This window comes from Streptomyces sp. NPDC058964 (assembly GCF_042741275.1).
Classification (GTDB): Bacteria; Actinomycetota; Actinomycetes; order Streptomycetales; family Streptomycetaceae; genus Streptomyces.
Genome location: NZ_JBHYKH010000111.1, coordinates 1 through 11,310, shown reverse-complemented (window position 1 = coordinate 11,310; position 11,310 = coordinate 1). Strand labels below are relative to the sequence as shown.

Here is an 11,310-nt window from a genome sequence, read left to right as displayed (position 1 = left end):
CCCCTGGGGGGGGACCCCCCCCCCCCCGGCCCCCCCCCCCCCGGTGGCGGCCGCCTCCGCGACCGCGCCGATGGTCGAGCAGGTGCAGAGCACGGCGCGTGCCCCGTCGGCGACGGCTCGCTCCAGCAGGGCGGCCACATCCGCCGCGACGGCCTCGGGACCGTCTCCGCGGGCCCGCTCCAGCAGCCCCTCGTCGACGAAGTGCCGCAGTTCCAGGCCCTGGTGGTCCTCGTCGCGCAGGGCGTCGAAGACGGGTACGTGCACGGCCGAGGTGTGCAGGAGGGCGAGCGCCCCGGGCATCAGAAGCGCCCTGGGTGCGCCACCAGCCACTCCTTCGCGGCGCGCCGCAGCTCGGGGTCGGCCGCCGGGGCCTCGTCGGGGTGACGTTCGGCCCACTTGGTGACGTACGGGCACAGCGGCGCCACCGGGACGCCCTCGCGCGCGGCAAGGACGTACAGCTCGCGGGCGAGGGACCCGGCGATGCCCTTCCCCTCGTGGGCCGGTTCCACGATCGTGTGGACGGGGACCAGGGCGCGCTCGGGGGCCTCGAGGACGAAGTACTCGATGCGGCCGACCACTTCCCCGTCGCCGACCGCCTCCAGGCGGCCCGCCGCCCGGTCGTCACGGATCCCGATGTCACTCATGGGCAAGCACGCTCCCGGTCGTCCGCCAGCCGGTCAGGCCCGAACGGCCTGCGGGCTGCGCTCCTGGTCCGAACCCGGCACCGGCTCGGACGGATCGGCGCCGAGGGCCACGATCCGGTTGTCCCGGTCGACGTGTACGACCCGCGGCCGAAGCGCCCGTGCCTCGGCGTCGGTCACCTGAGCGTAGCTGATGATGATCACCAGGTCGCCGGGGTGGACGAGGTGGGCGGCCGCGCCGTTGATCCCGATGACACCGGACCCGCGCTCGCCCTCGATGACGTACGTCTCCAGACGGGCGCCGTTGGTGATGTCGACGATGTGGACGAGCTCACCCGGCAACAGGTCGGCCGCGTCGAGCAGATCGGCGTCTATGGTCACCGATCCCACGTAGTGCAGGTCGGCCTGGGTGACCGTGGCTCTGTGGATCTTGGACTTGAATAGAGTACGCAGCATTTGAGTGCTCCTGCTGATCGGCTCCCTGCCTGCTTGTACAGGTCAAGGGCGGTTTTCACTCTACAACGGCCGGCTTCCCGCTGATTTCCCGCCTGCTGTTCAGGTATCGGCGCTGACCGGCTGCTGAGTCTCGTGATCCAATGCCAGGCAGACGTGGCGGCGTCCCGGGACATCGCCTCCACCCTCGAGGCCGACAGGCGGAACCAGGGTACGGAACGGCACTCCGCACCGCACTGAGAGCCCCGTCACTGAGCATGAACTGACGAAGGTTCAGAGGGCGGCCTTGCGCCCCATTGAATTCCTTGTGCGGTGGACCCGCCCTGGACGTCAGGTATGCGCAAGGCGCAGATCCACGGATCCGTTGTGCGCCCCTACTCCTGGGCTGTGGACTCGCCTCTTGAGTTTCGCGGTTTCGGCGGGCCTGATGTGATCATGCTGTGTGGGTGAGTGCTGCTTGGGCCCAGGCTTGCCGGCCGGTCCGGATTTCGGCGTCGGCCGGCCGGCCTGCGGCAGTTCCGGGTCAACGGTTCTCGGGGGCGGCGATCTGCCGCTTGAGGATCTTGCCGGTGGGCCCCTTGGGCAGAGCGTCGACGAGCCGGACCTCACGCGGGTACTTGTAGGCCGCCACCCGCTCGCGGACGAACTCCCGCAGTTCGTCCACGTCCGCCGCGGCGCCGGGGCGCAGCGCCACCACCGCGGCCACCTCCTCACCGAGGGTCGGGTGCGCGAGGCCGATCACTGCGGCCTCGGCCACTGCGGGGTGTTCGTACAGCACCTCCTCGATCTCGCGCGGATAGACGTTGAAGCCGCCGCGGATGATGAGGTCCTTCTTGCGGTCGACGATGTAGTAGTAGCCGTCCTCGTCGACCCGGGCCAGGTCGCCGGTGCGCAGCCAGCCGTCGACGATGGTCTCGGCGGACGCCTCGGGACGGTTCCAGTAGCCGGCCATCACGTTGTGGCCGCGGACGCAGAGCTCGCCGACGCCGTCGACCGGGTCGAGGAGGCACATCTCGACGCCCTCGACGGGTGTGCCGACGGAGCCAGCCTTGCGGGGCCGGTCGGGGTGGTTGAAGGAGGCGATCGGGGAGGTCTCGGACATGCCGAAACCCTCCAGGACCGGACATCCGAAGGCGGCCTCGAAGGCGTGCAGCACCTCGACGGGGAGGGAGGCGGCGCCGGAGGCGCAGATGCGCAGCGAGCTCGTGTCGCACTGCTCCGTGCTGCGCTCGTGCTCGGCGAGCATGGCGGCGTACATGGTCGGCACGCCCTCGAAGACGGTCACCCGCCGCTCGTCGATGGTGCGCAGGGCCTGGCCCGGGTCGAAGCGGGCGAGCAGGGTGAGCCGGGCACCCGTCGCCACGGCGGCGTTCATGGCACAGGACTGTCCGAAGGCGTGGAAGAGAGGCAGGCATCCCATCACCACGTCGTCGGGGGTGAGCCGGAGCAGGGTGCGCCCGCCGATCTCGGCGTTGCGGGCCAGCCCGGCGTGGGTGAGCATGGCGCCCTTGGGTACGCCTGTGGTGCCGGAGGTGTAGAGGATGACGGCGAGGTCGTCGTCCTTCCGCGGGACGGTTGCTGCCGGGTCCGGGTGCTCGGCCAGCAGTGTCTCCAGCCCACTGGGCACGATCGGCACCACCGGGGTTCCGGTGCCGTCGGCGCCGGCCCGGGCCTGGTCGGCGACGCCGTCCCAGGCCAGGAGTAGAGCCATGCCGGAGTCGCGCACCTGGTGGTCGATCTCGCGCGGCTTGAGCAGGGGGTTCATCGGCACCACGACGGCACCGGCACCCAGCACGCCGTAGTAGAGGACGGGGAACTCGCACAGGTTGGGCAGCATCAGGCCGACCCGGTCGCCGGGGCCGATCCCGTGGGCGGCGAGGAGTGCGGTGGTACGGCCGGCGAGGGTGGCGAGTTCGGTGTAGCTCAGTCCCTGGTCGCCGAGTTCGACCGCAGGGCGGTGGCCGTGCTCGGCGGCGGCGTGGGCGAGGAGGTCGTTGAGGTTCATGAGGGGGATCGCTTCCTGTCAGCCGCGGAGCGCGGAGGCGAAGACGGCGGGCAGTCGGGTGATGCCGGGTGCGGTGGTGAAGCCCGTGACGCGTCGCAGGGTGGTGCGCCCGGTGCGGTTGGTGACGAAGTACGGGGGGCGGGGCGAGAGCGAGGGCGAGCCGGTGAACAGGCCACGCGGGGCGGGCGCGAAGGGCGCGCGCACCACGGTCTTCTCGACGTCCTCGAGCATGAAGGCGTTGTTGACGAATCCGATGCCGCTGCCGATCGCTTGCCGGGTGTTGCCCGGGTAGGCGCCCCAGGGCGTGTAGCCGAGCAGGAAACCGACGGCGGACCAGCAGTTGACGCCGAGGGTGCCGTAGCGCAGCTCGGCGATGGCCGTCTCCACCACGGCCCGGTGGGCCCGCTCGGTGGCCGGGTGGACGATCAGGGTCGCGCCGAGCGTGCCGGGGAGGGTGCCGTTGGCGAAGTCGACGGCGTTGCCCAGGAATTGGGCCGGGGTGTCGCCGGGCAGGCGTACCACGCCGAGGGCGCTGGCGAAGACCTCGCCGCTGAGCAGCACGTCGTCGTGGTCGGCGATGTCCGGCACCAGCAGCCGGCAGCCGTCGCCGTAGCTCTCGGCCTCCGGGTGGGCCGCGCGGACCGCGGCCAGCCGCCGGTCGGCGCCGGGGTAGTAGTCGCTGCGGGCCGGCAGGGTGCGCAGCACCTTGCGGATCTCGTCGAGCAGCCGCTCGGTGCCGTCCCAGGCGCGGGGCAGCACCAGCACCTGGCTGGCGATGCAGTTGTGGCCGGAGTTGTTCATCTTGCTGGTGACGATGTGCTCGGCCTGGAAGCGGAAGTCCGCTGCGCTCCACTGCCCCGGCACCACGATGCACGGGCTGACTCCGCCCAGCTCGCTGGTGAAGGGCTTGTCGACCAGCGGCCGGTCGTCGCGGCGGCGCTGCTCGGCCTGGTCGTCGGTGCCCCACATGATGGCGTCGTGGGTGCGGTCGCTGCCGGTGACGTGGATGGAGTCCACGCCGTCGTGGTGGGTGAGGTAGGCGCCCTCGGTGGGGCCGCCGTCGACGAACCGCAGCCAGCCGCGCTGGGTGAACTCGGCGAAGATCCGCTCGAAGTGGGGCCGCAGATAGGCGTTGACCGGGTTCATCTTGGCGACGACGACCTGACCCTCGGCGTACAGCTTGTGCAGGACGTCGACGGCGGTCAGGGCGGCGACGTTGCCCGCGCCGAGCACCAGTGCCACCCCGGCCGGCTCCGGACGGCCGCGGTGCACTCCGGCCGCCCGGTCGCGTACCTGCTCGGCGGTGGTGCCCGCCCCCATCCGGACCCGGGCCGAGTAGCCACTGAGCAGCAGCCGGTCCCAGCCGGTGGCGGGGAAGACGTCCACCCAGGTACGGCCGCCGTGTGCGTGGACCGCCCGTGCGGGCAGCGGGTCCCGGCCGGCGGCGATCCGCCGCAGTACCTGGAGGCGGGCGCTGACGTTCTGGGCCAGCGCCCACGGGCCGCCCGCCCAGTCCTCCGCGGCCCAGGGGGAGTCGGGGCCGTACCCCTTGGCGCGGGCGCCGGCCGCGGCCAGCTCGGGCGCGCCGTCACGGATCCGCGGCATCAGCCGCTCCAGCAGGCCGATCCGCTCGGCGAGCGGGGCCGCGGCCCAGGACGCGGCGTTCTCCCGCAGTTCGTGCAGGGCGCGGTCGAGAGCGGCGATGTCGAGGGCGGTGCTGTTCACGTCACTCCTTGGGTGGCGGACAGAGGGAACGGAGTGCGTCAGGCAGCCAGGCGGCGTGCGTCGCGGGCCGGGTCGATCAGGGTGACGGCAGCGGTACCGCCGATCAGCAGGAGCGCGCTCACGAGCAGGACGGCCTGCCGGTAGCCGGCCGTGCCCTGGGTGTCGACGAGGTGGCCGGTCAGGGCGGGGGCGACCAGGCCGGCAGTCGTGACCACGGCGGTCATCAGGCCCAGGGCGCCCCCTCGGCGCCGGCCGGGGACGAGTTCGGCGACCGAGGTCACCGCCACGCTCACCATGAGCCCGGGCAGGCCGAACCCGACGATGAGGAGCACGACGGCGATTGCTCCGCCCGTCAGTTGCGACAGGCCGAGACAGCACAGGGCACAGGCGATCAGCGTGATGCCGCCGACGCGGGCGCGGGCCCAGCGGCTGCTCACTCCTCGGCGCAGCAGCCATCCGGTCAGTCCGGCCTGCCCCAGCATGGCGACGCCGTTGACGGCCCAGAGCCCAGCGACCAGGTTCCCCGCGGTGGTGTCCGAGCAGCCCAGTCCGTCGCGCAGGTAGGAGGGCACCCACACCAGCGCCAGCGCGGTCAGCCAGTAGGTGCTGAAGAAGGCGACCGTGCTGCCGATCCAGCTGCCCGTGCGCAGGATGCGCAGGTAGGGGGCATCGGCGGGGCTCGTGTCGTCGGCCTCGGTACCGGCATGCGCGGGGGTCTCGGCCGCGTGGCTGCCGTCCCGTCCGAGGGTGGCCCAGACCGCGGCCCAGACCACGCCCACGGCCGCGACCACGCCGAAGGCGGAACGCCAGCCGTGGTGGTGGATCACCCAGGTCAGCCCGGGGGCCGCCACGACGACGCCCAGGGTGGTACCGACGGTGATCAGGGAGCCGGGCAGGTTGCGCTTGCGGTCGGGGAACCAGGACAGGGCGCTGTGCTGGGCGACGGGGAAGGCCGGCCCCTCCGTGGCCCCGAGGAGGATCCGGGAGGCGACCAGCACGGCCACCCCGCCGCCGAGTGCCATGGGTATCTGGGCGACCGACCACAGCAGCGCCATCCCGAGCAGCAGCCACCGCGGCCGTACCCGGTCCGCCAGCAGCCCGACCGCGGCACCGCAGACGGAGAACAGCAGGAAGAACGCGCTGTTGGCCAGTCCGAAGGACGTCGCCGACAGGTGGAGGTCACGGCGGATCGAGTCGGCCGCCAGTCCCATGACGGACTTGTCGGCGAAATTGACCATCATGAAGACCACGAGCAACCCGGTGACGATCCACGCCCGTCGCCTGGAGTGGGGTGCCTGCGGGGAGAGGTCGGCGGTTCTGACGGGGACGACGTCGTTGTCGGTCACGATGGCTCCGGGAGGTTGGCTGTTGCGGACAGGTGTGGGACGGGGCTCGGGCGAGCGGGCCACCGGTCGGGGACTACTGCACGGACACCATGGACTGGGTCTCACCCGCCGGGTCCTCGCAGAGGTCGTCACCGATCTCCCGGACGACCTTCTCGATCCGCCCGCTGAACCGGCCGCTGAACCGGCCGCCCGGAATGCCGTAGTCGGTCACGGGTACGCCGTTGGCCTCGCCGACATCCCGCCGGTCGGTGGCATGGTGGACGAACGGAATGGTGTGGTTCAGCCGCACCGACCCGGCCGGCCTGCCGTCGACGCCACGCCGACCAGCCCGTCGTGGTGGATGCCGGCCACCGGCATCCCGCCGGGGTTACCGGACGGGGACGAGGCTCCGTAGCCCTTCCCGTCGATGAGGATCATGAGGACGTTGGGTGCGCCCTTCGGCGGTCTCATCCTGCCGGCGGGCCCGGGCATCTCGGCATCGCGCACGTCCATCGGCCGCCTCGGCTCGTGGATCGGGAGTGTCGCACGGTAGGCCGGGTTCGCCACGGGATGCTTCCTTGTCCGAGTGCTGGGCGGTACGGATCACAAGCGGGCGCGGCGGTGTCGGCATGTGCCCCGCGTTGGACGCCTGCCATCACCATCGCGAAGAACCCCGCGGTGGGTCTTGCCTCCGGGTGCCGACAATTTGGCTTCGCGCGACACCGGCTGCACCGTGTGGGGCAGGCGGAAGGCATCGCACGGCCCGATGTGCGACGGCACGGTCCGCCGCCCCGGCGTTGTGCGCCTGCACAGTGCCGCTCCCAGGCCGGCTGCTTAGACTTTCCGAAATGCCCTGGCGACGGCACCGCGCAGCCGATACGGAGCCGAGAGTTCGGTACCGGTGGAGCGCAGTGGCCCGATGAGGAGGTACGGTCGCCGATGAGCCGAGAAGCAGCGGTCGCGCAGGGCCTCAGGCCGGGCCGCTCCACCGGCGGGCATCGCGAGAGCCGGACCTGCCGGCCGGACCGCCCGCACGCTGCCGCAGGACACGCACTGGTCCGTGGGTCCGCGCTGAGCGGATTCCGTGAGCTGGTCACGGAGTTGGGTGGCGCGCCGGACGACCTGCTCCACCGCGCCGGGATCGCGCCCGCGACGGCGGGCCGGTACGAGGAGTACCTGCCCTTCCGGCGCGTCATGGAGTTGCTGGAGGCCGCCGCCGAGAGCACCGGCACACCGGATCTGGGGCGCAGGCTGGGCCTGCGGCAGAAAGCGGACGTCCTCGGACCCCTGGTACCCGCCGCGCGCACCGCCCGTACCCTCGCGGAGGCGGTCGAGGTCTTCAGCCGCTACCTCGGAACCTACTCCACGGCCTGCTCGCTCTGGCTGGTCTCCGGGCCCGGCGACGGTCTGGCCTTCGTGGAGTTCCGCAGCGCCCTCGGCGGGCGGTGGCCCTATCCCCAGGGAGTCGAGGCGTTCCTGGCACGTGCGCTGACGGTGCTTCAGTTGCTGGCCGGTTCATCCTTCCGTCCTGTCGACATCCACGTTCCGCACCGCGCGCTGACGCCTCAGGCGGACTACGAGAGCGACTACTGCACCGCGGTGCGCTTCTCCCAGCCCCGGCCGGGATTCACCCTCAGCGCCGCAGACCTGGGCCGCCCCCTGGAGCACGACCCGGTCGCCCACCGCGTGCTCGTGGAGCATCTCGCCGGCACCGCCCCGCGGGACCGCGCCTGCCTCGTACGCCCGGTCGCCGAGCTCGCGGAGCAGTTGCTGCCCAAGGGAGTACCCACCGTCGAGGACATCGCCGCCCGCCTGGGGCTGCATCCGCGCACCCTGCAACGGCGCCTCGCAGCGGAGGGGTTGTCCGTCACGGACCTGGTCGACGTGGTGCGTCGGGACACCGCCGAGCGGCTGCTCGTGGAGACGGACATGGCATTGGGCCGGATCGCCCGCCGGCTGGGCTACGCCGAGCAGAGCGCCCTGTCCCGTGCCTGCCGGCGCTGGTTCGGCGTGACGCCGTCTGCCATACGGCGTACGGCGCGGCAGAGCGGGGCACCCGAGGCGGCGGCAGCGTACGCCTGATGTGGCGTGGACGCGCCGGCACAACGGCGGTCGCCGTCCGCCCGGAGCAGTTGGATGCCCCGCCCGGACGGGGCCTTGCCGACGGCCGGCGCGGTGCGGGCGCTGCGAAACGCGAGGGTGTCGTACCACTGCCGACGGGGCGCTCACCGCGGCAGCGCCCGGCTGCCGAGGCGGTGCAGGAGTTCCAGGGCGAGGGACACGGCCAGGCGGCGCTCGGTGACCCGGTATCCCAGCAGCGTTTCGGCGCGGGCGACCCGGTGCAGCACGGTGTTGCGATGGGTGTGCAGTCGCTCGGCGGTCCGCGGGGCGTTTCCGCCTTCGTCGAGGTAGACCCGCAAGGTGGCCCGCAGGGTGAGGTGCCCCGGGTCGACGCCGCACAAAGGCCCCAGGGTGGAGGTGATGAACTCCGTCATGCGCTCCTCGTTCTGGCTGACGAGGGCGACGGCTTCGATCTCGTGGTAGGCGGTGAGCTGGTCTCCGTCGGGTGTGCCTGCGAGGAGCCGCTGGGCGGCGAGCGCCGCGACGTGGCTGCGCCTGAACCCGGTGATGCCGTCGCGGAGCGGTCCGAGGACCACGCGAACCCTGGGAGCCGCGTGGGCCATGGCGTCGCGGAGTTCCCGCCAGTCCGGTTCGTGGCGGACGGGAAGCCAGGCCCACAGCGTGCGCGTGCCGGCAGGCAGGGTGAGGGGCGGCCGTGAGCAGGCCGTCGTGGAGAGGGCTCCGGCAGCTTGCTCGAGCATCCCGTGGACCTCGCCCGGCGGATCGGACCACAGCACCGCGGCGACGTGCCTTCCGGTGAGGTCGTAGTTGAGCTGTCGGCCCGCTCGTTCGGCGCTGATGGGGGCTCCGTCGAGGAGCAGCCGGATCGTCTCGGCTCTCCGGGCCAGTGCCCCGGAGAGCAGGTCCTGGCGTTCCTGCTGCATGCGCGAGATGACGGTGTCCAGCACACGGTCGACGTATTCGTACATCAGGGCCGAGGACACCTGGAGCACCTCGACCAGGTCGCCGCGGGACGGGATGGTCGCGGCTGCGAGGTCCATCCAGCGCCGCCATGCCACGTTCTGGCCCCTGCGATAGGACTGCACGAGGGCGTCGAGTTCGGCGCCACGGCGCACCAGCGTCCGGGCCAGGTCGAGGGTCTCCAAAGGTGCGTCCCGGGAGACCGGCTCGCCGGGACGCAGTTGCATGGCGGTCAGCCAGCGCAGCACGTTCGCCCGGCTGCTGGCCCGGCTCTCCGCGGCCAGCGTCGGGTCCTCGGCCAAGACCGGGGCCACCTCGAAGATGGCCGCGTCAATGTCCAGGAGGAGGGCGTCGACCTCGTCGAGGAGCCGTCCGGCGACCAGTTTGATCAAGGACGCGGCGTCCGAGGCGGTCGACTCCATACCCTCACGCTACCCACGCTGGTGCAGCGGCACAACGGACACCGCTGGCGCTGGGCAGCCGCACATCCTTCCGGCCTGCCGTTCCGGCTTACCGTATGGCCACACCTGTCGCGGGAGGCGCACAGCGGTCGACAGTGACGACCGCTCGCGGACGAATCCCGTGGGGCGGACTCCCGAAGTGGCCCCGCTCTTCCCCGGACGGTGGCCGCCCGCGTCTCGCCCCTCGGAGGCTGACCATGACAACTCCCGCCGCCCCCCGTGACCACGGCCGGCCGCCGGAGGAGAACGAGCTCGACTACGACGTCGTCGTGGTCGGCTCCGGCTTCGGCGGTTCGGTGGCCGCGCTGCGCCTGACCGAGAAGGGCTACCGCGTCGCCGTCCTGGAGGCCGGCCGCCGCTTCACCGCCGCCGACCTGCCGAAGAACTCGTGGGACCTGCGCAACTACCTGTGGGCCCCCGCTCTGCGCCTCTACGGCATCCAGCGGATCCACCTGCTGCGCAACGTGCTCGTCCTGGCCGGCGCGGGCGTCGGCGGCGGCTCCCTCAACTACGCCAACACCCTGTACGTGCCACCGAAGGCGTTCTTCAGCGATCCCCAATGGGGGCACATCACCGACTGGCAGGAGGAGCTGGCGCCCTTCTACGACCAGGCGCAGCGCATGCTCGGGGTGCGTCTCAACCCCACGCTCACCCCTTCCGACGTCCACCTGAAGGCGGTCGCCGAGAAAATGGGCGTGGGGTCCAGCTTCCATCTGGCGCCGGTCGGCGTGTTCTTCGGGGACGGCGAGGACGCGGACTGCAGTCGCCGGGTGCAGCCGGGAGAGGAGGTCGACGACCCGTACTTCGGCGGCGCAGGACCTGCTCGCCGGGCCTGCACCGAGTGCGGTGAGTGCATGACCGGCTGCCGCCATGGCGCCAAGAACATGCTCACCGAGAACTACCTGCACCTCGCCGAGCGCGGCGGCGCCGAGATCCACCCGCTCACCACCGTCACCCGGATCCGGGAGGAGGGCGACGGCTACGTCATCGACACCCGGCGCACCGACTCTCGCAGGCGCGCGCAGCGCAGCTTCACCGCCCGCCGCGTCGTGGTCGCCGCAGGCACGTACGGCACCCAGACCCTGCTGCACACCCTCAAGGCACGCCGCGACCTTCCGCACATCTCCGACCGGCTGGGTCACCTCAGCCGGACCAACTCCGAGGCCATCGTCACCGCGCAGACCACCGACCGGCACTACGGACGCCGTGCCGACTTCACCAAGGGCGTGGCGATCACCTCCTCCATGCACCCGGACGAGAGCACCCACATCGAGCCGGTCCGCTACGGCAAGGGCTCCAACTCCATGGGTCTGCTGGCCGTACTCCAGGCCCCGGGTGGCGGCCGCGGCCCGCGATGGCTGAGCTTCCTCGCCACCTCCGTCCGGCACCCGGTCCTCTTCGCCCGCTCGCTGAGCAAACGCCGCTGGTCGGAGCGCGCCATCATCGGCCTGGTGATGCAGTCCCTGGACAACTCCCTGACCACGCACCTGAAACCGACGGGCGTCGGCAAGGGCCTGCTCACCGCCCGCCAGGGCCACGGCTCGCCCAACCCCAAGCAGATCAAGGCCGCCACCGAGAGCGCCGCCGCGCTCGCCGCCGAGATCAACGGCTTCGCCGGCTCCAACGTCGGCGAACTGATGGGCACCCCGCTCACCGCC

General features: G+C 72.0%; 10 protein-coding genes and 1 pseudogene. 2 read left to right on the top strand and 9 right to left on the bottom strand.

The annotated features are described in order from the left end of the window. From ACFW2E_RS16405 to ACFW2E_RS16370, 8 genes and pseudogenes are all read right to left on the bottom strand, one after another. Positions 1 to 300, bottom strand: a pseudogene (locus ACFW2E_RS16405) (arylsulfatase); the annotation flags it as partial. Continuing rightward, the gene (locus ACFW2E_RS16400; RefSeq protein WP_384466903.1) at positions 300 to 644 is read right to left on the bottom strand and encodes a GNAT family N-acetyltransferase; all 345 of its coding nucleotides are present in this window, start codon (positions 642 to 644) and stop codon (positions 300 to 302) included. The gene ACFW2E_RS16400 and the pseudogene ACFW2E_RS16405, both read right to left, overlap by 1 nt. 33 nt (positions 645 to 677) lie before the next feature. Then, the gene (gene panD, locus ACFW2E_RS16395; RefSeq protein WP_384466901.1) at positions 678 to 1,097 is read right to left on the bottom strand and encodes an aspartate 1-decarboxylase; all 420 of its coding nucleotides are present in this window, start codon (positions 1,095 to 1,097) and stop codon (positions 678 to 680) included. Positions 1,098 to 1,617: 520 nt separating this feature from the next. After that, positions 1,618 to 3,099, bottom strand: coding sequence for a long-chain fatty acid--CoA ligase (locus tag ACFW2E_RS16390; protein ID WP_384466899.1), 1,482 nt, complete (start codon positions 3,097 to 3,099; stop codon positions 1,618 to 1,620). A gap of 18 nt (positions 3,100 to 3,117) precedes the next feature. Next, positions 3,118 to 4,824 carry an aldehyde dehydrogenase family protein gene (locus tag ACFW2E_RS16385; protein WP_384466897.1) on the bottom strand — a complete coding sequence of 569 codons (1,707 nt, stop codon included), beginning with the start codon at positions 4,822 to 4,824 and terminating at the stop codon, positions 3,118 to 3,120. Between the two features lie 38 nt (positions 4,825 to 4,862). After that, positions 4,863 to 6,170: an MFS transporter gene (locus tag ACFW2E_RS16380; RefSeq protein ID WP_384466895.1), complete on the bottom strand. Its 1,308-nt coding sequence runs from the start codon at positions 6,168 to 6,170 to the stop codon at positions 4,863 to 4,865. Between the two features lie 73 nt (positions 6,171 to 6,243). Beyond that, positions 6,244 to 6,459, bottom strand: a complete 216-nt coding sequence (locus ACFW2E_RS16375) for a hypothetical protein (RefSeq protein ID WP_384466893.1) — start codon at positions 6,457 to 6,459, stop codon at positions 6,244 to 6,246. Then, positions 6,450 to 6,716: a hypothetical protein gene (locus tag ACFW2E_RS16370; protein WP_384466891.1), complete on the bottom strand. Its 267-nt coding sequence runs from the start codon at positions 6,714 to 6,716 to the stop codon at positions 6,450 to 6,452. Before ACFW2E_RS16370 ends, ACFW2E_RS16375 begins: the two co-directional genes overlap by 10 nt. Positions 6,717 to 7,088: 372 nt before the next feature. On the opposite strand from ACFW2E_RS16370, the gene ACFW2E_RS16365 reads away from it, so the two are divergent. Then, a complete protein-coding gene (locus tag ACFW2E_RS16365) occupies positions 7,089 to 8,231 on the top strand; it encodes an AraC family transcriptional regulator (protein ID WP_384466889.1) in 1,143 nt (380 codons plus the stop codon). A gap of 143 nt (positions 8,232 to 8,374) precedes the next feature. On the opposite strand, the gene ACFW2E_RS16360 is transcribed toward ACFW2E_RS16365, so the two are convergent. Further along, positions 8,375 to 9,613: a PucR family transcriptional regulator gene (locus ACFW2E_RS16360; protein ID WP_384466887.1), complete on the bottom strand. Its 1,239-nt coding sequence runs from the start codon at positions 9,611 to 9,613 to the stop codon at positions 8,375 to 8,377. A 236-nt stretch (positions 9,614 to 9,849) separates the two neighbouring features. On the opposite strand from ACFW2E_RS16360, the gene ACFW2E_RS16355 reads away from it, so the two are divergent. Next, positions 9,850 to 11,310: GMC family oxidoreductase N-terminal domain-containing protein (locus ACFW2E_RS16355; protein WP_384466885.1), on the top strand; the 1,461-nt coding region annotated here is incomplete at its 3' end.